This is a genomic window from Streptomyces tibetensis (assembly GCF_007655005.1).
GTDB lineage: Bacteria > Actinomycetota > Actinomycetes > Streptomycetales > Streptomycetaceae > Streptomyces > Streptomyces tibetensis.
On record NZ_SZVW01000001.1, the window covers coordinates 237,352 to 259,286 of the forward strand.

General features: G+C 71.9%; 23 protein-coding genes. 13 read left to right on the top strand and 10 right to left on the bottom strand.

Going from position 1 to position 21,935, the window contains the following annotated elements; all coding sequences use genetic code 11:
- The first annotated feature begins 41 nt into the window (after nucleotides 1-41).
- The gene (locus FDO69_RS01085; protein ID WP_104777666.1) at nucleotides 42-3,242 is read left to right on the top strand and encodes a tetratricopeptide repeat protein; all 3,201 of its coding nucleotides are present in this window, start codon (nucleotides 42-44) and stop codon (nucleotides 3,240-3,242) included.
- Between the two features lie 316 nt (nucleotides 3,243-3,558).
- Here the strand turns inward: FDO69_RS01085 and FDO69_RS01090 are convergent, their stop codons facing one another.
- Together FDO69_RS01090 and mca are read right to left on the bottom strand one after the other, a co-directional pair.
- The gene (locus tag FDO69_RS01090) at nucleotides 3,559-3,858 is read right to left on the bottom strand and encodes a hypothetical protein (protein WP_104777667.1); all 300 of its coding nucleotides are present in this window, start codon (nucleotides 3,856-3,858) and stop codon (nucleotides 3,559-3,561) included.
- Nucleotides 3,851-4,732, bottom strand: a complete 882-nt coding sequence (gene mca / locus FDO69_RS01095; protein WP_102908134.1) for a mycothiol conjugate amidase Mca — start codon at nucleotides 4,730-4,732, stop codon at nucleotides 3,851-3,853. Before mca ends, FDO69_RS01090 begins: the two co-directional genes overlap by 8 nt.
- 147 nt (nucleotides 4,733-4,879) lie before the next feature.
- Between mca and FDO69_RS01100 the strand changes: the two genes are divergently transcribed.
- Nucleotides 4,880-5,278, top strand: a complete 399-nt coding sequence (locus tag FDO69_RS01100) for a DUF4307 domain-containing protein (protein WP_104777668.1) — start codon at nucleotides 4,880-4,882, stop codon at nucleotides 5,276-5,278.
- Nucleotides 5,279-5,457: 179 nt separating this feature from the next.
- A complete protein-coding gene (gene greA, locus FDO69_RS01105) occupies nucleotides 5,458-5,955 on the top strand; it encodes a transcription elongation factor GreA (RefSeq protein WP_031104770.1) in 498 nt (165 codons plus the stop codon).
- Between the two features lie 55 nt (nucleotides 5,956-6,010).
- Here the strand turns inward: greA and FDO69_RS01110 are convergent, their stop codons facing one another.
- From FDO69_RS01110 to ilvA, 3 genes are all read right to left on the bottom strand, one after another.
- Nucleotides 6,011-6,868: an ABC transporter permease gene (locus tag FDO69_RS01110; RefSeq protein WP_104777669.1), complete on the bottom strand. Its 858-nt coding sequence runs from the start codon at nucleotides 6,866-6,868 to the stop codon at nucleotides 6,011-6,013.
- Complete coding sequence (locus FDO69_RS01115; protein WP_104777670.1) at nucleotides 6,865-7,842, bottom strand: ATP-binding cassette domain-containing protein; 978 nt, start codon at nucleotides 7,840-7,842, stop codon at nucleotides 6,865-6,867. Before FDO69_RS01115 ends, FDO69_RS01110 begins: the two co-directional genes overlap by 4 nt.
- 267 nt (nucleotides 7,843-8,109) lie before the next feature.
- On the bottom strand, nucleotides 8,110-9,339 hold the full coding sequence (gene ilvA / locus FDO69_RS01120) for a threonine ammonia-lyase (protein WP_104777671.1): 1,230 nt from the start codon (nucleotides 9,337-9,339) through the stop codon (nucleotides 8,110-8,112).
- Nucleotides 9,340-9,502: 163 nt separating this feature from the next.
- On the opposite strand from ilvA, the gene FDO69_RS01125 reads away from it, so the two are divergent.
- From FDO69_RS01125 to FDO69_RS01135, 3 genes are all read left to right on the top strand, one after another.
- Nucleotides 9,503-10,009 (top strand): MarR family winged helix-turn-helix transcriptional regulator, encoded by a 507-nt coding sequence (locus FDO69_RS01125; protein WP_170320824.1) that lies wholly within the window; start codon nucleotides 9,503-9,505, stop codon nucleotides 10,007-10,009.
- A 380-nt stretch (nucleotides 10,010-10,389) separates the two neighbouring features.
- Nucleotides 10,390-10,890 carry a sigma factor-like helix-turn-helix DNA-binding protein gene (locus FDO69_RS01130; protein ID WP_104777672.1) on the top strand — a complete coding sequence of 167 codons (501 nt, stop codon included), beginning with the start codon at nucleotides 10,390-10,392 and terminating at the stop codon, nucleotides 10,888-10,890.
- A gap of 22 nt (nucleotides 10,891-10,912) precedes the next feature.
- Complete coding sequence (locus tag FDO69_RS01135; protein ID WP_104777673.1) at nucleotides 10,913-11,161, top strand: hypothetical protein; 249 nt, start codon at nucleotides 10,913-10,915, stop codon at nucleotides 11,159-11,161.
- 22 nt (nucleotides 11,162-11,183) lie between these two features.
- Here FDO69_RS01135 and FDO69_RS01140 read toward each other — a convergent pair whose 3' ends face one another.
- Nucleotides 11,184-12,338, bottom strand: coding sequence for a cystathionine gamma-synthase (locus tag FDO69_RS01140; RefSeq protein WP_104777674.1), 1,155 nt, complete (start codon nucleotides 12,336-12,338; stop codon nucleotides 11,184-11,186).
- Between the two features lie 152 nt (nucleotides 12,339-12,490).
- Between FDO69_RS01140 and FDO69_RS01145 the strand changes: the two genes are divergently transcribed.
- The 6 genes from FDO69_RS01145 to FDO69_RS01175 all read left to right on the top strand — a co-directional run bounded on the left by FDO69_RS01145 (nucleotide 12,491) and on the right by FDO69_RS01175 (nucleotide 17,844).
- Complete coding sequence (locus FDO69_RS01145) at nucleotides 12,491-13,612, top strand: hypothetical protein (RefSeq protein ID WP_104777675.1); 1,122 nt, start codon at nucleotides 12,491-12,493, stop codon at nucleotides 13,610-13,612.
- A gap of 135 nt (nucleotides 13,613-13,747) precedes the next feature.
- Nucleotides 13,748-14,416, top strand: a complete 669-nt coding sequence (msrA, locus tag FDO69_RS01150) for a peptide-methionine (S)-S-oxide reductase MsrA (RefSeq protein WP_104777676.1) — start codon at nucleotides 13,748-13,750, stop codon at nucleotides 14,414-14,416.
- Entirely contained in the window at nucleotides 14,409-14,735 is a 327-nt protein-coding gene (locus FDO69_RS01155) for a hypothetical protein (RefSeq protein WP_167526496.1), read from the top strand. Before msrA ends, FDO69_RS01155 begins: the two co-directional genes overlap by 8 nt.
- 62 nt (nucleotides 14,736-14,797) lie before the next feature.
- Entirely contained in the window at nucleotides 14,798-15,928 is a 1,131-nt protein-coding gene (locus tag FDO69_RS01160; protein WP_104777677.1) for an AI-2E family transporter, read from the top strand.
- 196 nt (nucleotides 15,929-16,124) lie between these two features.
- Nucleotides 16,125-16,820, top strand: a complete 696-nt coding sequence (locus FDO69_RS01170) for a DUF4389 domain-containing protein (protein ID WP_104777679.1) — start codon at nucleotides 16,125-16,127, stop codon at nucleotides 16,818-16,820.
- A gap of 82 nt (nucleotides 16,821-16,902) precedes the next feature.
- Nucleotides 16,903-17,844 (top strand): DUF5829 family protein, encoded by a 942-nt coding sequence (locus FDO69_RS01175; protein ID WP_104777903.1) that lies wholly within the window; start codon nucleotides 16,903-16,905, stop codon nucleotides 17,842-17,844.
- 41 nt (nucleotides 17,845-17,885) lie between these two features.
- Here the strand turns inward: FDO69_RS01175 and FDO69_RS01180 are convergent, their stop codons facing one another.
- From FDO69_RS01180 to FDO69_RS01190, 3 genes are all read right to left on the bottom strand, one after another.
- Nucleotides 17,886-18,647 (bottom strand): SDR family oxidoreductase, encoded by a 762-nt coding sequence (locus FDO69_RS01180; protein WP_104777680.1) that lies wholly within the window; start codon nucleotides 18,645-18,647, stop codon nucleotides 17,886-17,888.
- 92 nt (nucleotides 18,648-18,739) lie between these two features.
- A complete protein-coding gene (locus FDO69_RS01185; protein ID WP_104777681.1) occupies nucleotides 18,740-19,123 on the bottom strand; it encodes a VOC family protein in 384 nt (127 codons plus the stop codon).
- Nucleotides 19,124-19,270: 147 nt separating this feature from the next.
- Nucleotides 19,271-20,311 carry an NAD(P)-dependent alcohol dehydrogenase gene (locus tag FDO69_RS01190; RefSeq protein WP_104777682.1) on the bottom strand — a complete coding sequence of 347 codons (1,041 nt, stop codon included), beginning with the start codon at nucleotides 20,309-20,311 and terminating at the stop codon, nucleotides 19,271-19,273.
- Nucleotides 20,312-20,490: 179 nt separating this feature from the next.
- On the opposite strand from FDO69_RS01190, the gene FDO69_RS01195 reads away from it, so the two are divergent.
- A complete protein-coding gene (locus FDO69_RS01195) occupies nucleotides 20,491-21,405 on the top strand; it encodes a helix-turn-helix domain-containing protein (protein WP_104777683.1) in 915 nt (304 codons plus the stop codon).
- A 13-nt stretch (nucleotides 21,406-21,418) separates the two neighbouring features.
- Here the strand turns inward: FDO69_RS01195 and FDO69_RS01200 are convergent, their stop codons facing one another.
- Entirely contained in the window at nucleotides 21,419-21,931 is a 513-nt protein-coding gene (locus FDO69_RS01200) for a hypothetical protein (RefSeq protein ID WP_104777684.1), read from the bottom strand.
- Nucleotides 21,932-21,935: the final 4 nt, after the last annotated feature.

A 21,935-nucleotide genomic window follows, 5' to 3' on the forward strand; every position in this document is an offset into this window, starting at 1 on the left:
ACTCGTAGGCACAGGAGTTGCCGCCGGAGGGGGACCTTGACATGCGGGACGGTCATCGGGCCGAGGCCGAGCGGCTGTTGGGGCGGGCCGTGGAGGAGGAGGTGCGGCGCTCGGGCGGCCGCACCGACGGGAAGGTGCTGCTCGCGCGGGCGCGAGGGGCGCTCGATGTGATGGCGCGGAGCGCGTCCGAGGAGTACGAGGCCTACACCCGCGCCCTGGACGAGGCGGCGGCCGGTCAGCTGACCTTCGGGCAGCGCTACGCCCGGGAGGGCGCCGGGACGCCGCTGCTGGTTGCCGGGGTCGCGGCCCTCGCGGCCGTCGTCGCGGACATGGCACTGGGCACGGGGGCCGGGACCGCTCTCGGGGCGGGTGTGACGGTGGGTGTCGTGGGGGCCGCGGCGACGGTGTTGAAGGTGGTCGGGTCGCATCTGCCGGCCGCGAGCCGGCGCGCCGGGGCCGCGAGCCAGCCCGGCGGGCCCGAACAGCTGCGACTCCAGTGGCTGACGGCGCTGGAGGTGCGGGGTATCCGGCCGTTCCTGGACCAGCAGCGGGTGCTCGCGGCCTCGACCGGGCCGAAGAAGACGGGCGGCCCGCGGCTGCGGGGCGCGGACAAGAGCGCGGCGGCGCGCGGGCGCAATGTGCTGGGGCAGTCCTTCGGGCAGCTCCCGGAACCGGCGGAGCCGTTCGCGGGGCGGCGGCACGAGCTGGCGCAGATCCGGCAGTGGGTGCAGGCGGCCCGCGCGAGCACGGAGACGCAGCCGACCGTGGTCGTGCTGCACGGCAGGCCCGGCAGCGGCCGTACGACGCTCGCGGTGCACGCCACGCATGATCTGAAGGACTACTTCCGCGGCGCGTGCGTCGTCGACCTGCGCGCCGAGGGGCCGGGCGGGTCCCCGCTGTCCACCCGTGACGCCCTGCTGCATCTGCTGAACCGGCTCGGCGCGCCCCGTGAGCAGCTGCTGTTCCGCGAGCGGTCTTCGCCGGACCAGCAGGTCAAGCGGCTGAGCGAGCTCTATCACCAGCATCTGACGGGCCTGCCGGTCACCGTCGTCCTCGACGACGCCTCGGACGCGGAGCAGATCCGCGCGCTGGTCCCGGAGCGGTCCGACAGCCTGGTGCTGGTGACCGCGCGGGGCCCGCTGGAGCTGGAGGGCCTGCCCGCGCGGGTGCACGGGCTGGCGGTGGAGCCGCTGGACGCCGCCGGTGCGGAGGAACTGCTGGGCGCCGCGGCGCAGGACCGCTCCGGGCCGTACGACGCGGAGTCCGCTGACCGGGTCCGGGAGCTGTGCGGTGGGCTGCCGCTCGCGCTGCGCATCGCGGGCTCGTGTCTCGGCCCGCGCTCGCCCCGCGCGCTGGCCACGGACCTCGACGCCTACGGTCCCGTCGAGCCGGTCGAACGCGCCCTGTGGCTGCGCTACACGGACCAGCCGGAGACCGTACGGCGGTTGCTGCGCCGGCTGGCCCTGGCCGGGCGGGCCTCGCTGGGTGCCGCGGCGGCCGCCGCGCTGCTGGCCACCGACGAGGCGGAGGCCAAGCGTCATCTGGGGGTCCTGACCCGGGCCGGCCTGATCGACCACGTCCGGGGCGACCGCTACCGGCTGCACGACCTGGTCCGCTCCTTCGCCCAGGCCCGCCTCCTCGACGAGGAGGAGCCCGCCGAGCGCACGGCGGCGCAGGAGCGGCTGATCGTTAACTACGCCGAGCTGGCCGACTCGGTGCTGCGGATGGTCGACGGCAACATGTCGACCCGCACCAACCGCTTCAGCCCGTACGGCTTCACGTCCCTCGACGAGGCGCTGCGCTGGCTGGACGACGAGTCGAGCTTCATCACGGCGGCGCTGCGGCACGCCGAGGGTGTGGATCAGGCGGCGGTCCTGAACCTGCTGGGCGCCCTGTGCGACTACTGCCTGCTGCGGGGCGACCTGTACCGGCTGGGTGAGATCAGTGAGCTGGCCCAGGCGGTGGACGAGGGCCTGCTGGTCCGCTCGGTGCAGTGGCGCACGGGTATCGCGGCGCGGCAGCTGGGCGAGCTGGACAAGGCCCGCACCACCCTCACGTCGGTCGTGGACCTCTACCGGGAGGCCCACCATGACGCCGGTGCCGCTCGCGCGCTGTGCTCCCTCGGCATCACCCTGCACCACCAGGGCAATCTGACGGAGGCGTCGGAGAAGCTCCGCGAGGCCCTGGCGCTGCAGGCCTCCCCCGAGCTGGCGACGGACCGTGCCTGGACGATGCACGCCCTGGCGGCCGTCGAGCGCGACCGTGCCCGGGTGGGAGAGGCGCTGGACCTGCTGACCGAGTCCCTGGTCCTGCATCGCGCGGGCGAGTCCGTGCACGGCCAGGCATGGGCGCACTTCCAGCTCGGTCAGCTCGGGCTGCGCATGGGCGATGTCCCGCGTGCCGAGGCCGAGCTGCGGGCGGCCCTCGAGCTGTACGGGCGGACCCGTGACGCCCGCGGTGAGGCCTGGGCGCTGACCCAGCTGGCCCGGGCGCTGCTGGTCGCGGGGGACGCGTCCCCCGCCGTGGAGGAGCTGCGCGGGGCGGCTGCGCGCCACCGCGACAACGAGGACGCGCGCGGCGAGGCATGGACGCTGTACTACCTGGGGCAGGCCCTGGAGGAGACGGGCGACCTCGACCAGGCGGTGCGCGAGCTGGAGCGTGCCCGCACGATGTTCTCCCGTATGCGGGACGTCTACGGGCTGGCCTGCGCCCGCCACCACTCGGCCCGTGTCACCCGGGACCAGCGGGCTGCCCAGACGGGCTCCCTGCGCAACTCGGGCTTCGCCCGCCAGCTCCTGGTCGACGCCCGGGCCGACTTCCAGCGCATCGGCGTCGCCCACGGCGAGGCCTGGACGTGTCTGGAGCTGGTGGTCGTGGACGCGGGCAACGCCCGCACCCAGCAGGCCCTGGCCCTGTGCGACGAGGCGGTGGAGCTCTTCGCGTCCTACGGCGACCGCCGGGGCGAGGACTGGGCCCGCTTCCTGCGCTGCACGCTCCTCCCCTACGCGGCCCCGGGCGGCATGGAGGTGGGTACGGCGGTGGCGCAGGAGGAACTGGCGCGGCTGTCCCGCGCGGGCCACGGCCTGCGTGACGGCAAGCTGGACGACTACCTCGACGCGTACGGGCTGCTGCTGGAGCGGGGCATCACCCTGGAGGCGGGCTGGCAGGCCTGGCGCCTCGGCATGGTGCCGAACCGGCATGCGCGGGAGGTGATGGGGGTGGCGGTGGACCCGAAGGCGTAGGCCGTTGCCGGCCTCGGGCGACAAGGCCGGCGCCGGGGCGCTCACGGCACCCGCCGCCGGCGGCGCCCTCCGCGGAACGCGAAGAGACGGAGCACGCGCCCCGGGCGTCTGAAGAGACGCGCCGCTGGAGAGCCCCAGGCGCACGGTTCGCCCGCCCGGCGTGCTCTTCCTCGCCCACGTCTGGAGTCGGCCGCGCGGCCCGTCGGCGGCGATGCGTCGCCGGCCGCCGACGGGTGGTGCCCCTCCGGGTGGTGCCCCTCCGGGTGGTGCCCCTCCGGGTGGTGCCCCCCGGGTGGTGCCCCTCCGGGTGGGGGCGTCAGCCCTGCTTCTTGCCGCCCTGGCCGGAAGGCTCCGCTTGCGCGGCTTCCGCTTGCGTCCGGGACGGCTCCGCCGCCGACTGTTCCGGCTGCTCGGCCTCCGGGTCGGGGGCCTGGTCGAAGTCGACCCGGTTCATGTGCCGGCTCATGGACTTCATCAGGGCCCACACCGCCAGGGCCATCGCCGCGAAGACGATGAAGCCGAGGACGCCGGGGGTGACCTTGTCCTCGTCGACCTCCTTGGCGAAGGAGACGAGGTGCGTCATTGCCAGGCTTGCGCTTGCGCTCATGTCAGGCATTGTCGCGGATGCCCGCAAAGAGGTCGTCCTCGGGGAGGGAGGTATCGACGAGGGCCTTCGCCAGCTCGTACTCCTCCGTCGGCCAGACCTCCTTCTGGATCTCCATGGGCACCTTGAACCAGCCGCCGTCCGGGTCGATCTGCGTGGCGTGGGCGATCAGCGCCTTGTCGCGGATCTCGTAGAACTCGGCGCAGGGGATGTGCGTGGTGAGCGTGCGCTGCTTCATGCCGAACTCCTCCCAGCGCTTGAGCCAGTCCCCGTAGGGAGACTCCATGCCGCGGTCGAGCATCGCCTGGTGCAGGGCCTCGGTGCGCGGGCGGTTGAAGCCCTGGTTGTAGTAGAGCTTCTGCGGCTGGTAGGCGGGGCCGTACTCGGCCTCCGGGTACTTCTCGGTGTCCGCGGCCGACTCGAACGCCACCATGGAGATCTTGTGGGTCATGATGTGGTCGGGGTGCGGGTAGCCGCCGTTCTCGTCGTAGGTGGTGATCACCTGGGGACGGAAGGCGCGGATCTTGCGCACCAGCTCACCGGCCGCGTGGTCCACGTCCTCCAGGGCGAAGCAGCCCTCGGGCAGCGGCGGCAGCGGGTCGCCCTCGGGCAGGCCCGAGTCGACGAAGCCGAGCCACTCCTGCTTGACGCCCAGGATCTCCCGGGCCTCGTCCATCTCCTTCTTGCGTACCTCGTGGATGTGCTCCTCGATGTACGCGTCGCCCTGGAGCTTCGGATTGAGGATGGAGCCGCGTTCCCCGCCCGTGCAGGTCACGACCAGCACGTCCACCCCCTCGGACACGTACTTCGCCATGGTCGCAGCGCCCTTGCTCGACTCGTCGTCGGGGTGGGCGTGAACGGCCATCAGTCGCAACTGGTCAGTCAAGACTCAATCCTCAGTAAGTCGGCGCCCTGTGTGCGTCGGCGCAATCAGCGGCTTCTATAGTGACCGAATCGCGGGGTGAATAATTCCGGGGCCCGGTCCTGGAGCCCCTTCCGGGACCTTCGTCCCGGCCCTGCCAGGAGGACGATCATGAGTTCGGCGAGCACGCGACTGCCCGAGGGCCGTTACGGCCGTTCCTCGGACGAGCGCGCCGACCGCACGCTCAAGGTCGTGGGGGCCGTCCTCGCGGTGGCACTGCTGGGGCTCGTCGGCTGGTTCGGCTACCACTACGTCGCCAAGAACGAGATCAGCGCCGAGGTGATCAGCTTCGAGCCGGGCAAGAGGTCCGTGCGGGTGCATCTGGAGGTCCGCAAGGACGCCGGCGCCGACGGGTACTGCACCGTGCGCTCGCAGGCCGAGAACGGGGCCGAGGTGGGCCGGGCCGACTTCCGCTTCGACGGGGACAGGACCCGCATCGACAAGGTCGTCACGCTCCGTACGACCTCCCCGGGGACGACGGCCGAGCTGCTGGGCTGCCACGCCGGCTGACGACAGCTCGGCGTCACCTGGAATACGTAGAGCCTGACCTGCATTGACGTGATTCTCGTCGCTTATGTCCTCCCCCTCGGGCCCCTGAATTGTTAGGCTCGTGGTTTCGCCCTTCCGTGAAGGAACATTCTTCTGGGTAGGGCGATGCTTTGTATTCCCAGTACCTACGAGGAGCACCTGTGACCCAGACCAGCGAGAACGTCACCTGGCTGACCCAGGAGGCGTACAACAAGCTCAAGGCTGAGCTTGAGCACCTTACTGGTCCCGCGCGGGCGGAGATCTCCGCGAAGATCGCCGCGGCGCGCGAAGAGGGCGACCTGCGTGAGAACGGCGGGTACCACGCGGCCAAGGAGGAGCAGGGCAAGCAGGAGCTCCGTGTGCGCCAGCTCACCCAGCTCCTCGAGAACGCCAAGGTCGGCGAAGCTCCCGCGGCGGACGGCGCGGTGGCGCCCGGCATGGTCGTCACGATCGCGTTCGACGGTGACGAGGACGACACGCTGACGTTCCTGCTCGCGTCCCGCGAGTACGCGAGCTCCGACATCGAGACGTACTCGCCGCAGTCCCCGCTGGGCACCGGCGTGATCGGCCACAAGGTCGGCGAGGACGCGGAGTACGAGCTGCCGAACGGCAAGAAGGCCCTGGTGAAGATCCTCAAGGCCGAGCCGTACGAGGGCTGACCGGCCACCCGATCTCTGAAGTGCCCCCGGCGCCGCTGCGGCGCCGGGGGCATCGTCATGCCGTCGCCGAGCGGTACTTGCGGACCGCCAGGGTCCGGAAGATCACCAGGATCAGGATCGAGTAGATCAGCGAGGCCCACACCGGGTGCTGCATGGGCCAGGCGTCCGACGGGGACTGGCCCGGGCTTGCGAACAGCACACGGCAGGCCTGGACCGTGGCGCTGAAGGGGTTCCACTCCGCGACGTGGCGCAGCCACGGGGTCATGTGGCTGGTGTCCACGAAGGCGTTGGAGATGAACGTGACCGGGAAGAGCCAGATCAGGCCGCTGGACGTGGCCGCCTCGGGGGTCTTCACCGACATGCCGATCAGGGCGCCGATCCAGGTGAACGCGTAGCCGAGCAGGAGCAGCAGGCCGAAGGCCGCGAGGACCTTGGCGGCGTTGGTGCTGCCGTCCGACCCGACGCGCCAGCCGACCAGCAGGGCGACGACGGCGAGGACGACCAGGGTGAGGGCCGTCTGCACGGAGTCGGCGAGGGTACGGCCGGTGAGCACCGCGCCGCGCGCCATCGGCAGGGAGCGGAAGCGGTCGATGAGGCCCTTGTGCATGTCGTCGGCGATGCCGGCGCCGGAGCTGGCGGTGGCGAAGGTGACGGTCTGCGCGAAGATGCCCGCCATCAGGAAGTTCTTGTAGTCGGCGGCGCTGGTGCTGTTGCCGATCTGCATGGAGCCGCCGAAGACGTAGGTGAACAGCACCACGAACATGATCGGCTGGATGAGGCCGTAGATGATCATCTCGGGGATCCGGGACATGCGGATCAGGTTGCGCTTGGCGACGACCATCGAGTCCCGGATCGACTGGCTGACCGGGTTCGCTGCCGGTGCGACCCGCACGGTGTCGGTGACGATGCTCATTGGGCGGCCTCCTTGTCGTTCCCCTGGTCCTTGGCCTCGGCCACGTGTCCGGTGAGGGACAGGAAGACGTCGTCGAGGGTCGGCCTGCGCAGGCCGATGTCGTCGATCTCGATGCCGCGCGTGTCCAGTTCGCGGATGACCTCGGCGAGGAGCTTGGCGCCGCCGGTCACGGGGGCGGTGAGCTTGCGCATGTGCTCCTCGACGGTGGTCTCGCCCTTGCCGAAGCCGGCGAGGACCTCGGCGGCGGACTGGATGTGCTCACGCTGGTGCACCACGACCTCGACGCGCTCGCCGCCGGTGCGGGCCTTGAGCTGGTCGGAGGTGCCCGTGGCGATGACCTTGCCGTGGTCGACCACCGCGATGTCGTGGGCCAGGTGGTCGGCCTCCTCCAGGTACTGCGTGGTGAGCAGCAGCGTGGTGCCGCCGGAGACCAGCTGCTTGATGACCTCCCACAACTGCTGGCGGTTGCGGGGGTCGAGGCCGGTCGTCGGCTCGTCCATGAACATCACGGGCGGCGAGACGACCAGGGCCGCCGCGAGGTCGAGGCGACGGCGCATGCCGCCCGAGTAGGTCTTGGTGGGGCGGTCGGCGGCGTCCGCTAGGTGGAACTGCTCCAGCAGTTCGGCCGCGCGCTCCTTCGCCGCCTTCGCCCGCATCTGGTAGAGCTGGCCGACCATCTGGAGGTTCTCCCGGCCGGTGAGGTATTCGTCGACGGCCGCGAACTGACCGGACAGGCCGATGGAGCGGCGGACCGCGTCGGGCTGTTTGAGCACGTCGATGCCCGCGACGACCGCCCGCCCGCTGTCGGGTCGCAGCAGGGTGGTCAGGCAGCGGACGGTGGTGGTCTTGCCCGCGCCGTTCGGCCCGAGCAGGCCGAGGACCGTGCCCTCGGGCACGTCGAGGTCGACGCCGTCCAAGGCCCTTACATCACCGAAGGTCTTGACCAGACCTTCGGCGTAGATGGCGCCTGGCATATGAGTCTCCACGTCTTCGGGGATGACCGGACGGATGTCCGGTGAAGCTTCTCACCGACACACCATAACGCGATGTATCGCGTCTTACAACGAGTTTTTCCTCGTTGCTCTCCGTGAGACGAAAGGATCTTGGACCGGCTCGGGAGCCGGGCCGGCCGAAGGCCGTGTGGTCAGCCGATGCCGGACGGCTCGGTGCCGGACAGCTCGGTGCCGGACGGCTCGGTGCCGGGCGCTCGGTGGGGGGGCCATCGAGCCGATGGTCCTGAGTCAGCCGATGACCGTGTAACCCGCCTCGCGCAGCGCCTGCCCCACCTCGGTGCAGTGCGCCGGGCCCTTCGTCTCCAGGTGCAGCTCGACCTCCGCCTCCGTGAGCCCGAGCCGTGGGTCGGTTCGCAGGTGGCTCACATCGAGGACGTTAGCGTCGACCACTGACAACACGCCCAGAAGAGTGGCAAGAGCACCGGGCCGGTCCGTCAGCCGCAGCCGGACCGCCAGGTAGCGGCCCTGCGCGGCCATGCCGTGCCGCAGCACCCGCTCCATCAGCACCGGATCGACGTTGCCGCCGGACAGCACCGCGACGACCGGGCCCTCGAAGGCGCCGGGGTCGCTCATCAGCGCCGCGACCGGGCTCGCCCCGGCCGGCTCCACGACCAGCTTGGCCCGCTCCAGGCACAGCAGCAGCGCGGCGGACAGCTCGTCCTCACTGACCGTGCGCACCTCGTCGACCAGCTCGCCGACGATCCTGAACGGCACGTCGCCCGGCCGCCCGACCTTGATGCCGTCGGCCATCGTCGCCGGATTCTCCACCGCCACCGGCCGGCCCGCGGCCAGCGAGGGCGGGTAGGCCGCCGCGCCCGCCGCCTGCACACCCACGACCCGCACCTCCGGGCGCAGCGCCTTCACCGCCACCGCGATCCCGGCGGCCAGCCCGCCCCCGCCGATGCCGACGAGAACCGTGCGCGCCTCGGGGCACTGCTCCAGGATCTCCAGGCCGACCGTGCCCTGGCCCGCGATGATGTCGGGGTGGTCGAAGGGGTGGATGAACACCGCGCCCGTCTCGGCCGCGTACTCCTGCGCGGCGGCCAGCGTCTCGTCGACCACCTGGCCGTGCAGCCGCACCTCCGCCCCGTAGTCCCGGGTGGCGCTGACCTTGGGCAGCGGGGCGCCCTTCGGCATGAAGACCGTGGAGCGCACGCCGAGCAGGGCGGACGCGAGGGCGACGCCCTGCGCGTGGTTGCCGGCGCTCGCGGCGACGACACCGGCGGCACGCTCCTCCGGAAGCAGACCGGCGATCCGCACGTACGCGCCGCGCAGCTTGAACGAACCCGTCCGCTGGAGGTTCTCGCACTTGAGGTGCACCGGCGCGCCGACCATCTGGGACAGGTGCCTGCTGCCCTCCATCGCGGTCACCCGCGCCACACCCGACAGCATCTTCTGCGCGCCGCGCACGTCGTCGAGGGTGACGGGCCGAAAGGAGTCAGCCGTGCTGTAGCTCATGACTCCAGCATCGCAGTTCACAGGCGGGAACGACCGTTGTGACCAACCTCCGAGACCCGCTTTGCGCAGCCCTGGTACGGCCTGCCCTCCGGCCGCGTACCCTGTCCCCCAATCTGCCAGCCCTCCACGAAGTGAGCCCCCGGCCATGCCCACAACACCTGAAATGTCGATGGACATGACGACCGTCGGTGACACCGGTCTTCTCGACACGCTGCAGCACGAGGTGGCGCTGTTCGCCCGCCGTGCCGAACAGACCCGGCTCGGCGGGGTCGGGCAGGTGCGCAACTCCATGGACCGCGCCGCCTATCTGCTGCTCAACCGCCTCGACAAGGAAGGCCCGATGGGCGTCAAGGCGCTCGCCGCCAGCATGGGGATCGACTCGTCGACGGTCACCCGGCAGGTGGCTCCGCTCGTCGACACCGGCCTGGTCAAGCGCACCTCCCACCCCGAGGACGGGCGCGCGGTGGTGCTGCAGCTGTCCCCGCGCGGTCAGGCCCGGCTGGACGAAGTGCGCTCCTCGCGGCGCCAGTTGATGGCCGAGCTGACGCACGACTGGGAGCCCGACGAGCGCGAGGCGTTCTGCGACCTCCTCACGCGCTTCAACACCGCGCTGTCCTCCCGGATGACGGCCCAGGGACTGCCGGGGCCGGAGGCACAGCCGGCGTCCTGAACGCCCCGCGGCCCGGCTCCCGACGGTGTCGGCACGACGACCGGGCCCGCAGGCGGAGGACCGGCCCACCCGTGAACGCCCCGGCCCGCAGGCGGAGGATTCGGCCCACCAGCGAACGCCCCGGCCCGCACGGGGAGGACCGGGCTCACACGCGGACGGCCGGGCCCGCATGCGTGTGGCACCGGCCGAGCCGTGCACTCCACCTGCCGAGGCGCGCCTGGCCCCCCTAGCCGTGCACTCCACCTGCGAGCCGCGGGTACACCGGCCGAGCCGTGCGCGGCTCTTGACCCCGGGGCCTTCCCTGGCCTGATATGAGACCGGGCCCCGTCGCGTGTGGCCGGGGCCCGCGTCCTCAGGGTCGCCGTCGGGCGGGAGGTGCGGTGCTGGAGCGGCATGCGTCCCGGGCAGCCCGTCGCGCCCGGGAGTTCGAGGCGTTCGTCGCGGGCGCGGCCGGGCGGCTGCTGAACGCCGCCACGCTGCTCACCGCCGAGTCCCCCGACGACAACCCACGCGCGCGGCGCCTGCTGACGCTGTCGCTGGCGCACACGTACGCGTGCTGGGACCGGCTGCACGGCGAGGATCCGTACGACCGCACCCGTCGGCAGCTGGCCACCCGCTTCGCGCGCGGCGCCTGGCACCAGCACGGCGCACTCGGCCGCGCCCGGCCGCACCCCGCGAGTCCCCTGGCCCCGCTCACCCCGCAGGAACGGCTGATCCTCGTGGTCCGGCTCCACGAAGGTGTCGCCGAGGAGCAGACGGCCGCCCTGCTCGGTCTGTCCCCGGAGCGCGTACGGGCGATCTGCCACCGGGCGACCTCGGCCCTGCTGCACCGCTCGCGGGGCCCGGCCCCGGCGGTGACGGCCACGAAGGCGATGCCGTGAGCCCGGCCGGCCGGAGAGCGGCATGAGCGGGAACGACCGCGAGGCGACCGTACGCAGGCTCCTGGAGCAGCCGGCGCGGCCGGTGCCGCCCGAGATCCACGCGGAAGCGGTGCGCCGTGGTGGCCGCATGCTGCGGCGCAGGACGCTCGCCCGCCGTCTCATGTGGCTGCTGCTGTTCGCGGCGGCCGTGGCGTTCACGGTGTGGGCGCTGACGGCCCGCCCATGGGTGGAGCCGCCGTCCGACACGACTCCACCCCTCACCGGCTGGTGACCCCGCCAGGGGCCGAACCGGTCTAGCCGAGCGCCTGCTGGAGGTCCTCCACCAGGTCCTCGGCGTTCTCGATGCCGACGGACAGCCGGACCAGGTCGGCGGGGACCTCCAGGGCCGAGCCGGCCACGGAGGCGTGCGTCATGCGGCCGGGGTGCTCGATCAGCGACTCGACGCCGCCCAGGGACTCGCCCAGCGTGAAGATCTTGGCGCGGTTGCACACCGCGACGGCCGCCTCCTCGCCGCCCTCGACGCGGAAGGAGACCATGCCGCCGAACGACTTCATCTGCTTGGCGGCGACCTCGTGACCGGGGTGCTCCGGCAGGCCCGGGTACAGCACGCTCGTCACGCGCGCGTGCCGGGTGAGCATGTCGGCGACCTTGACCGCGTTCTCGCTGTGCCGGTCCATGCGCACGGAGAGCGTCTTGGTGCCGCGCAGCACCAGCCAGGAGTCGAAGGGCCCGGCGACCGCGCCCATCGCGTTCTGGTGGAAGGCCAGTTCCTCGCCCAGCTCGGCGTCACCGGTGATCAGGGCGCCGCCGACGACGTCGGAGTGACCGCCCATGTACTTGGTCAGCGAGTGCACGACGACGTCCGCGCCCAGCGACAGCGGCTGCTGGAGGTAGGGCGTGGCGAAGGTGTTGTCGACGACGAGGCGGGCGCCGGCGTCCCGGGCGACCTGCGCGACGGCGGCGATGTCGGTGATGCCGAGCAGCGGGTTGGAGGGCGTCTCCACCCAGACGACCTTGGTCTTCGGGGTGATGGCGGCCCGGACGGCGGCCGGATCGCTGGTGTCGGCGACGGACCACTCGACGCCCCAGCGGGCGACGACCTTCGCGAACAGGCGGAACGTGCCGCCGTACGCGTCGTTCGGGATGACCACGTGGTCGCCGGGGCTGAGCAGCGTACGCAGCAGGCAGTCCTCGGCCGCCAGCCCGGACGCGAACGCGAGCCCGCGGCGGCCGCCCTCCAGGGCGGCGAGGTTCTCCTCCAGCGCGGTCCTGGTGGGGTTGGCGCTGCGGCTGTACTCGTAGCCGCCGCGCAGTCCGCCGACGCCGTCCTGCTTGTAGGTCGAGACCTGGTAGATCGGCGGGACGACCGCGCCCGTCAAGGGGTCGGCGGTGTTGCCCGCGTGGATCGCGAGCGTCTCGAAGTGCTGACTGATGTGCCTGTCGCTCATGAGCACCGAGGGTAGTGCGCCGGAGCGGCGCGTGCCGGGGGACGGGGCGAGCCGGGGTTGCGCACAGGTCGCGGGACGGCGTGAGCCGGAGTTTTCCACAGGTTCCGGGAGCAGGTTGGCCAATTGTCGGCGCGGTCTGGTTCGCTTGTTGCATGGAGATTCTCTGGGTCCTGATCGCGCTGGTCATGCTGGGCTTCGTGCTGCTCCCCTTCCTGCGGCGCAAGCGCGGTGGTGCGACAGGGCTGGTCTCGCCGGACCACCCGGACGCCGCGGACCCGGCGAACTACGGCTTCGTCCGGGAGGAGGAGCTCGACATCCGCATGCCGGGCCCCGACCAGGACCTGCTGGACGTCCTGGACGTGGTGCAGCGCACGCAGGACCACCGCGCCGCCCAGCAGCTCCTGGCGGGCACGGAGACGGAGGGCGAGCGGCGCTGGCAGCGCGTGCAGGCCTTCGCGGGCGCGGCCTCGCTGGAGCTCTCGCGGCGGCCCGGCGGGGTGAGCGAGGCGCCGGGCGGGCAGTGGCTGCGGGTGTGGCGGGCCGAGGCGCCCAAGGACGCGGGCGGCGCGGCGGTGCACGCCGAGTTCCTGGTGCAGCAGGCGTGGCGGACGGCGACGCCGGGGACGGACGAGTTCCGGATCATCATGGAGGAGGCGCGGACGGCGTGCGGTGAGGCGGCGCTGCTGGCCCCCGGTGACCCGATCCCGTACATCGTCGAGCTGTCGGTGGCCCGCGGCCTCGGCTACTCCCAGAAGGACTTCGAGCAGGTCTGGCTGAAGATCCTGGACCGCGCCCCGGCCCACATGGGGGCGCACCTGGCGGCGCTGCACTACTGGTGCGAGAAGTGGCACGGCTCGCGCGCGGAGGCGTACGCGTTCGCCGAGGCCGCGGCGGCCCGGGCGCCCCGGGGCTCCCTCCTCTCGGCGATGCCCCTGTTCGCGGTGTTCGAGCACCTTCCCGAGGTGACCCTCGTAGCGAGCTTCTGGCAGAGCGAGGTCGTCACGAAGGCGGTCCACGGCGCGCTGCACGCGGTGCACTCGGCCCGCCCCGACGACCCGATGCTGGCCCATGTCCGGCACATGCTGGTGTTCTTCCTCGTCCGCAGCGAGCGCTGGTCGGAGGCCATGAACCAGCTGGTGCACATCGACGGCCACGTGGGCGCCCTGCCCTGGACCCTGTCGGCCGACCCGGCGGCGGAGTTCGCGGTGTACCGGGCCCTGGCGGTGGCGGGCTACGAGGCGAACGGCGGCAGCCCGGCGAGCCTGCCGCACTGACACCCCGCGCGGGGTCCAGTCGGGGTTCAGTGCGGCACTGCACCCCGCACGGGCCCGTCACGCGGGCCAGGGGCCCCGCCGGAATTCGGGGTGGCACCGGCACGTTGCAGTGGCGTCGCCCCGATTGGAGACCGCATGTTCCTGCACAGCCGTACGCCCCAGCTGCCGACTCCCGAGCAGGCGCTGCAAGGCCGCCCGGAGCCGGCGTTCACGGTCCCCGACCGCCACACCGTCCTCGGCAATCCGCTGCTCGGCCCCTACCCCGGGGGCCTGGAGATCGCCGACTTCGGCCTGGGCTGCTTCTGGGGCGCCGAGCGCGCGTTCTGGCAGCTCCCGGCCGGCGTCTGGACGACCCTCGTCGGCTACCAGGGCGGCCACACCGAGAACCCCACGTACGAGGAGGTCTGCTCGGGCCTGACCGGCCACACGGAGGTCGTGCGCGTGGTCTTCGACCCGAGGCAGGTCTCGTACGAGCGCCTGCTGAAGACGTTCTGGGAGTCCCACGACGCCACGCAGGGCTTCCGCCAGGGCAACGACGTGGGCACGCAGTACCGCTCGGCCGTCTACACCCACACCCCCGGGCAGGAGGCCACCGCCAAGGCGTCCCGCGAGGCGTACCAGAAGGTCCTGACGTCCTCCGGCCACGGCGACATCACCACGGAGATCGTCACGGCGCAGGACCGCCCCTTCTACCCGGCGGAGGGTTACCACCAGCAGTACCTCGACAAGAACCCCGCGGGTTACTGCGGCATCGGCGGGACGGGAGTGTCCTGCCCGATCGGTGTGGCCAGGGCCGGTGACTGAACCGGCGAGCTTCGGCGGTGGCTGGATCTTCGAGGAGGGTCTGCGGCCGTTCTGCGAGTCGGTCGCGGAGTTCTGCGGCTACGACTTCGACGACGCGGACTGGCAGGCCGTCGAGAACGCCCTCGCCGAAACGGACGTGGACAAGCCCGACGGCTGGTACGACCACCCGCTGGCGGGCCGGGTGCCGATGACCCTGCTGGTGGCCGCCGACCCCGGCTCCTCCGTCGTCTTCGTCCGGCTCACGGGGGAACCCGACGACCGCACGGGGGCACAGATCGAGGCGGCCCTGCACATCTTCAGCATGTACACCGTCCGCTGACGGCCCGCTTCCGAGGGACGGGGGCTGCTGGGAGCGGACCCGCAGCCAATAGGGTGCCCACTGTGACTGCGCCCCTGAATTCCGAGAGGTCCCGTGCCGCGCTGCGGACATCCGCGCGGGTTTCCGCCGAGTTGCTGCTGGTGCTCGTTATGTCGGCCGTGGCGTTGTGGTTGCTGGGCCGGATGTGGTCCGTGGTGTGGCCGCTCGTGGTCGGGCTGCTGCTGACCACGCTGACCTGGCCCGCGGCCCGGCTGCTGCGCCGTCGCGGGTGGCCGCCCGCGCTGGCAGCGTCCGTGGTGACCGTGCTGTTCCTGCTGGTCGCCGCAGGTGTGGTGGCGCTGATCGCCGTACCGGTGGCGTCCCAGTCCGGGGAGCTGACCGACGGCGTCGTGGAGGGGATCCAGCGGCTGCGCGAGTGGGCCGCCGGGCCGCCGTTGAACATCGGGGACGCGCAGATCAACCAGGCCTTCGACAGCGCGGTCTCCCGCGCCCAGGAGGGCGTCGGCAGCATGGTGGGCGCCGTCGTCACAGGGGTGAGCACCGTGGTGAACGGCGTCGTCACCGCCGTCCTCGCGCTCTTCCTGATGTTCTTCTTCCTGAAGGACGGCCCGCGGTTCCTGCCGTGGCTGTCCCGGCAGCTGCCCGGCCGGCTCGCCACCGACGTGCCGACCGTGTGCGCGCGGAGCTGGGACACCCTGGGTGCCTTCGTACGGTCCCAGGCGGCCGTCGGCCTGCTCGACGCCGTCCTGATCGGGCTCGGCCTGTGGATCCTCGGCGTCCCGCTGGTGCTTCCGCTCGCGGTGCTGACCTTCGTCTCGGCGTTCGTGCCGATCATCGGCGCCCTGTTCGCGGGCTTCGTCGCGGTGCTCATCGCGCTCGTGTCCAACGGGCTCACGGACGCGGTGATCGTGCTGGCGATCATCGTCGTGGTGCAGCAGCTGGAGGGCAACGTCTTCCAGCCCATGATCCAAAGCCGTGGTCTGGGCCTGCACGCGGCCGTCGTCCTGCTGGCGGTGACTCTGGGCGGCAACCTGGCCGGCATCGTGGGCAGCCTGCTCGCCGTGCCCGTGGCCGCGCTGATCGCGGTGGTGTGGAACTACGTGCGCGAGCAGCTCGTCGATCCGGCGGGCGAGGCGGAGGCCGACGAGCCGGGCACCGACGAGCCGGATCCCGGAGTGGCCGTTCCCTCGTAGCGGTCCGGCCGCGGCGGCCCGAGCGCACCGAACCCCACCCGACCGCACCGACCGCACCGACCGCACCGACCGCACCGACCGCACCGACCGCACCGACCGCACCGACCGCACCGACCGCACCGACACGCGAACGGCCCTGCCGGGTCGCGGGACTCCTCCTCGCTTGCGAGTCTGCAGGCGAGAGGAGAGCCGCCCCATGAGTGCTGTCGCCGCGTCACCCGTGCGTCTGGAGGCGTCCGTCGATCCCCGCCTGTCCCGGTGGATGTGGCTGGTGAAATGGCTGCTCGCCATCCCGCACTACGTCGTGCTGGTGTTCCTGTGGATCGCGTTCACCGTCGTGACCGTGATCGCCTTCTTCGCCATCCTGTTCACCGCCCGCTACCCGCGGTCCCTCTTCGACTTCAACGTCGGCGTACTGCGCTGGAACTGGCGGGTCGGCTACTACGCGCACACCGCGCTCGGCACCGACCGGTACCCGCCCTTCACCCTCGCCGACGTGCCCGACTACCCGGCGCGTTTCGACGTCGCGTACCCCGAGCGGCTGTCGCGCGGACTGGTCCTGGTGAAGTGGTGGCTGCTGGCGATCCCGCAGTACATCGTGGTCGCGATGTTCCTCGGGGGCGGCTGGGGCGGGGACGACTGGCGGGGCGGCGGGCTGCTGCCCTTCCTCTCCCTGGTCGCCGTCGTCGTCCTGCTCTTCACCGCCCGCTACCCGCGGCACCTCTTCGACTTCCTGATCGGACTCGCCCGCTGGGCCGCCCGGGTGACGGCCTACGTCACGCTGCTGACGGACCAGTACCCGCCGTTCCGGCTCGACCAGGGCGGGCAGGAACCCTCACCGGCGTCACCAGCGGCCTCACCGCCCCCGGCGGACCCACTGACCAAGGCCTGACCCCGCAAAGGGAACAAACCGCGGCGGAATGGTTTCCTCCCGCCCTACGCTCCCTCGCATGGTTCTCAGACGAGCGTTACAGCTGATCATGGTCATCGCTCTGGCCCTCGCGGGGGCGGTCCAGGGCGGTGTGAGCACGGCACGGGCGGCGGAGAACGGGACCTCGGACGGGCGGCAACTGCTGTTCTACAACCACGCCTACGGCGTGTTCGACCGGCAGACCGCGGACGCCATCGAGCACTCCTCCTACCTGCGGGACTTCGCCGACTTCCAGGTCCGCACCACGACCGGCTCCGGCGGGCAGACCTGGACCGGCCGCTATCTGATGGGGCGCGAGACCTACTTCGAGCTCTTCGGAGTGGGCGATGTACCGGGCAAGGACGGCACCCTCGGCTCCGCCGGCCTGGGCGTGTCCACCGAGCGCGCCGGCGACCTGCCCACGGTGGTCGAGCGGCTGCGGAAGGCCGGGATCAGCGACCCGGTCGAGTTCCCGCAGACGCGCGACTTCGGCGACGGCGTCCCCGTGCCCTGGTTCGACGCGGTCCTCACCACCGACCAGTACGACCTCTTCGGCGCCTGGGGCATGGAGTACCGGCCGGAGTACTTCGCCGACCCGCGCAGCAACACCGAGCCCGCCTCCCACCCCGGTGACGTGGGCCGGGAGCGCTACCTGTCCGACGCCTACCGCGACCACCTGATGCGGGACGTGACCGGCATCCGGCTCGCGGTGACCGCGCGCGACCTCGCCGCCACGGTGCCGCTGCTGAAGGCCGGCGGGTTCGCCGTCCGGTCCCTGCCGGGCGGGGGCGTCCTCGCCAAGGGCGGCGGCACCACGATCCGGTTCGACTCCGTGCCCCTGGACCAGGTGGGCCTCAGGCAGATCGACATGGCGCTGAACCACCCGGTGTCGTACCGGCACGTGGAGCGGATCGGCCACTCGGCCCTCGTGGTCGGCCCGGGTTCCCGAGCGGTGTGGACCTTCGAGGAGCAGGACCGGCCCGACGCGCCGGGCCAGGGCTCCTAGGGCCTGCTGCGGACGCGGGATCGACGCGGAGGGGGCAGGCCTCAGCCCAGCCTCTCCGCCAGGAACTCCTCCCAGGTCCGCTTCCCCGCCTCCGCCCCCGCCGGCGCCAGGTTCTCCCCCGCCCGGTACGCCCGCCCCGCCTTCCCGGGGATGCGCACCGGCAGCATGGGGCGGCGCCTGCCGGTCAGGCGGAGGTAGGGGCGGGCCAGGGCGGCGAGGTCGTGGAGGTGCGGTCCGGCCAGGTCCGGTACCAGGCCGGAGGGGGCGCCGAGGGTCAGTTCCGCGAGGCGGGCGGCGACCTCGCGGGAGTCGACCGGCTGGAGCCTGAGGCCGCCGGGGACCGGGAAGACCGGCAGCTTCGCCATCTTCTCGACCATGGTCAGCGTGAGCTCGTGGAACTGGGCCGCGCGCAGGGTGGTCCACGGGATGCCCGACTCGGCGACAGCCCGCTCCGACTCCAGCTTCGTCCGCATCCAGGCCAGCGGGACCCGGTCGGCGCCGATGACCGAGACGTAGACCAGGTGCCGCACGCCGGCCCGGGCCGCGGCGGTCACCAGGGCTCGGGTCGCCTCGTCGTCGCCCTTGGGGCCGCCCGCCAGGTGCAGCACGGTCTCCACCCCGTCGACGGCGGCCTCGACGCCCTCGCCCTTCAGCAGGTCACCGGTGACGTGCTCGATGCCGTCCCCGGCGGGGCGGGCGTGCCGGGTGAGGATCCGCACCTCGTGGCCGGACGCGCGCAGCAGCGGGACGACGTGGGCACCGAGGGTGCCCGTGCCGCCGGTGACCAGGATCGGTGCTGTCATGACTGCTCCCCAGCTGTTTCATCGGGTGATGTCGCCTTCGCCGGTATGACGCGCGGCGGCGCGATGATGTGACGAGCAGGGGTGCGGACGGCTCAGCCGCCGCTGCCGTAGGGCCTCGTGATGATCTCCAGGCGGTGCCCGTCGGGGTCGTCGAAGTAGGCCCCGCGGCCGCCGTCGTTGTGGTTGATCTCCCCGGGGCGGCTGTGGAACGGGTCCGCCCAGTAGGTCAGGCCGGCCTCCTGGATGCGGCCGAAGATCTCGTCGAACTCGTCCTCCGAGACGAGGAAGGCGTAGTGCTGCGGCGTGATGGCGCCGGGGCTGTCCATGAAGTCGAGCGTCACGCCGTTGGAGATCTCGACCGGGAGGAACGGGCCGTAGGGCGGGCTCACGTCGAGCCCCAGGAGGTCGGCGAGGAACCGGGCCGAGGCGCGCTTGTCGTGGGCGACGACGATGGTGTGGTTCAGCTGCACGGTCATGGTGGCCTCCCCTGACGTACGTGGCGGCGGACCCCTCTGGTGCACTCCCCCACGTGTACCCCGCCCGCACCCCGCCGTGCATCCCGAAAGCCCTGAGGGCCCCGGCACGCGGCCGGGGCCCTCAGGGCAGCTGTAACAGGTCAGAAGTCAGATCGTCGCCGTGTCGATCACGAACCGGTAGCGCACGTCGCTGCTCTGGACCCGCTCGTACGCCTCGTTGATCTGGTCGCCGCGGATCAGCTCGATCTCGGCGCCGAGGCCGTGCTCGGCGCAGAAGTCCAGCATCTCCTGCGTCTCGGCGATACCGCCGATCATGGAACCGGCGAGGGTCTTGCCGCCGCCGATCACCGAGAAGAGGTTGAGGGAGACGGGCTCCTCGGGGGCGCCGACGTTGGCCAGCGTGCCCTCGGTCTTCAGCAGGGACAGGTAGGCGTTGAAGTCCAGCGGGGCGGACACCGTGGACACGATCAGGTCGAACGTGCCGGCCAGCTCCTCGAAGGTCTTCGGGTCGCTGGTGGCGTAGTAGTGGTCCGCGCCCAGCCGCAGGCCGTCCTCCTGCTTGCGCAGGGACTGCGACAGCACGGTCACCTCGGCGCCGAGCGCGTGGGCGATCTTGACGCCCATGTGGCCGAGGCCGCCCAGGCCGACGATCGCGACCTTCTTGCCGGGACCGGCGCCGAAGCGGCGGAGCGGGGAGTAGAGGGTGATGCCGGCGCAGAGCAGCGGCGCGGCGACGTCGAGGGAGAGGCCGTCGGGGATGCGGACGACGAAGTTCTCGTCGACGACCACGTTCTGCGAGTAGCCGCCGTAGGTGGGCTCGCCGTCACGGCCGATGCCGTTGTACGTCGGGACGTTGCCCTGCACGCAGTACTGCTCGCGGCCGGCCTTGCAGTTCTCGCACTCGCGGCAGGAGTCGACCATGCAGCCGACGCCCACGCGGTCGCCGACGGCGAACTTCGTGACGCCCGGGCCGACCGCGGAGACGACACCGGCTATCTCGTGGCCGGGGACCATCGGGAAGATCGCCTCACCCCAGCCCTCCTGGGCCTGGTGGATGTCGGAGTGGCAGATGCCGGCGAACTCGATGTCGATCAGGACGTCGAACTCGCGGACCTCTCGGCGCTCGATGGTGGTGCGCTCCAGCGGAGCCTTGGGGGCGGGAGCGGCGTACGCAGCAACAGTGGTCATGCCGGGGGTTCTCCTAGCGGGGTTGTGTGCCCGGCTGCCTTCTGGATCTTCTGACCGGGCACGACACCAGCCTGCCCGATTCGCGAGGGCTCACCCAGACCACGGTTTTGCGTACGCACACGGTGCGTACCACTGGCGGGGTCAGGCTGGTGTGCGTACGACCGTGAATACTGGAGCGCATGGACGAACAGCCCGAACCCGCACAGACGGCCGGCGGCGGCCTGGACCGGCGCGCCGAGCTCAGCGAGTTCCTGCGCACCCGGCGGGCCCGGCTGAAGCCCGAGGACGTGGGGCTGCCCGACTTCGGGCGGCGGCGGGTGCCCGGGCTGCGTCGTGAGGAGCTCGCGCAGCTGGCGGGGGTGTCCGTGGCGTACTACACGCGGCTGGAGCAGGGCAACGGCCGCAACGTCTCGGCGGAGGTGCTCGACGCGATCGCCCGCGCCCTGCGGCTGAGCGACGCCGAGCACGCGCACCTGATGCACCTGGCGAAGCCGAAGCAGCACAAGAAGAAGCCGGTGGCACGCAGCCAGCAGGTGCGGCCGGCGCTGCGGCATCTGCTGGACTCGATCGAGAGCGTCCCGGCGTACATCGTCGGGCGCCGCTCCGACATCCTGGCCTGGAACCGGATGGCGTCGGCCCTCTTCGGCGACTGGGCGGAGGTGCCGGCCCAGGAGCGGAACTGGGCGCGGATGGTGTTCCTGCGGCCGGACTACCGCGAGCTGTACCTGGAGTGGGAGCAGAAGGCGTCCGACATGGTCGGCTACCTGCGCATGGACGCGGGCTGCCACCCGGACGACCCGCGGCTGTCTGCACTGGTGGGTGAGCTGTCGGTGAAGAGCGAGGACTTCCGCCGCCTGTGGGCCGCCCACAACGTGAAGGAGAAGAGCTACGGCGTCAAGCGCATGCGCCACCCCCTGGTCGGCGACCTGACCCTCTCCTTCGAGACGTTCCGCCTGGTCGACGACGCCGAGCAGTCCCTGGTCACCTACCACGCGGAGCCGGACACCCCGTCGGCGGAGGCCCTGCGGCTGCTGGCGAGCTGGGGGGCGGACGCGACGCGCTCCGGGACCAGGGCTTCGACGCCGTCGGAGTGAGCGGGCCGGTGTGTCAGTCCGGCACGCCGAGGTCCTCCCGCATCAGTCGGCGCATCGCGGACAGCCTCGGCTCGGCCTCCTTCAGCTCACGAAGAGCCCCCTCCGCGCTCTCGCCGTCCCGGGCCACGCCCCGGTCGAGCCGCTTGACCGCCGCGTCGATGCCGGCGAGGACCTCGTTCACGGAGCGCGAGGCATCGAGGATGCGCTCCGGCACGATCATCTGGGCCTCGGCGTACCGGTCCCGGTAGTCGCGCCGGGTCTCTTCGAGCTGGTCGCGCTCGGCATCGCCGTAGACCCCGTCGCGGAGGCGGTGCAGGGCGTCCTTCAGCAGTGTGTGGAACTGGCGTGAGGCTCTGTTCATCGCCGTGTACGCGTCCCTGCGCTCCTCGAAGCGCCGCCGCCGCTCGTCGGCCCGGGTCTCCTCGTCCCGCTGCCGGGCGGAGAGCCGCTGGCCGAGCACCGGCGCGAAGAGGGTGCCGAGGACGCCCACCACGGCGGTGATCATGGCGGTCACTGCGGCAGTCATGCCA

Excerpts from the sequence above, each read along its gene's own strand:
- FDO69_RS01195 (WP_104777683.1), top strand. The coding sequence starts at position 20,491 with ATGGACGAACAGCCCGAACCCGCACAGACGGCCGGCGGCGGCCTGGAC.
- FDO69_RS01110 (WP_104777669.1), bottom strand. The coding sequence starts at position 6,868 with ATGAGCATCGTCACCGACACCGTGCGGGTCGCACCGGCAGCGAACCCG.
- FDO69_RS01135 (WP_104777673.1), top strand. The coding sequence starts at position 10,913 with ATGAGCGGGAACGACCGCGAGGCGACCGTACGCAGGCTCCTGGAGCAG.
- FDO69_RS01090 (WP_104777667.1), bottom strand. The coding sequence starts at position 3,858 with ATGCCTGACATGAGCGCAAGCGCAAGCCTGGCAATGACGCACCTCGTC.
- msrA (WP_104777676.1), top strand. The coding sequence starts at position 13,748 with ATGTTCCTGCACAGCCGTACGCCCCAGCTGCCGACTCCCGAGCAGGCG.
- FDO69_RS01180 (WP_104777680.1), bottom strand. The coding sequence starts at position 18,647 with ATGACAGCACCGATCCTGGTCACCGGCGGCACGGGCACCCTCGGTGCC.
- FDO69_RS01085 (WP_104777666.1), top strand. The coding sequence starts at position 42 with ATGCGGGACGGTCATCGGGCCGAGGCCGAGCGGCTGTTGGGGCGGGCC.
- FDO69_RS01185 (WP_104777681.1), bottom strand. The coding sequence starts at position 19,123 with ATGACCGTGCAGCTGAACCACACCATCGTCGTCGCCCACGACAAGCGC.
- ilvA (WP_104777671.1), bottom strand. The coding sequence starts at position 9,339 with ATGAGCTACAGCACGGCTGACTCCTTTCGGCCCGTCACCCTCGACGAC.
- FDO69_RS01200 (WP_104777684.1), bottom strand. The coding sequence starts at position 21,931 with ATGACTGCCGCAGTGACCGCCATGATCACCGCCGTGGTGGGCGTCCTC.
- FDO69_RS01115 (WP_104777670.1), bottom strand. The coding sequence starts at position 7,842 with ATGCCAGGCGCCATCTACGCCGAAGGTCTGGTCAAGACCTTCGGTGAT.
- FDO69_RS01125 (WP_170320824.1), top strand. The coding sequence starts at position 9,503 with ATGTCGATGGACATGACGACCGTCGGTGACACCGGTCTTCTCGACACG.
- FDO69_RS01140 (WP_104777674.1), bottom strand. The coding sequence starts at position 12,338 with ATGAGCGACAGGCACATCAGTCAGCACTTCGAGACGCTCGCGATCCAC.
- FDO69_RS01170 (WP_104777679.1), top strand. The coding sequence starts at position 16,125 with ATGAGTGCTGTCGCCGCGTCACCCGTGCGTCTGGAGGCGTCCGTCGAT.
- FDO69_RS01190 (WP_104777682.1), bottom strand. The coding sequence starts at position 20,311 with ATGACCACTGTTGCTGCGTACGCCGCTCCCGCCCCCAAGGCTCCGCTG.
- FDO69_RS01145 (WP_104777675.1), top strand. The coding sequence starts at position 12,491 with ATGGAGATTCTCTGGGTCCTGATCGCGCTGGTCATGCTGGGCTTCGTG.
- FDO69_RS01100 (WP_104777668.1), top strand. The coding sequence starts at position 4,880 with ATGAGTTCGGCGAGCACGCGACTGCCCGAGGGCCGTTACGGCCGTTCC.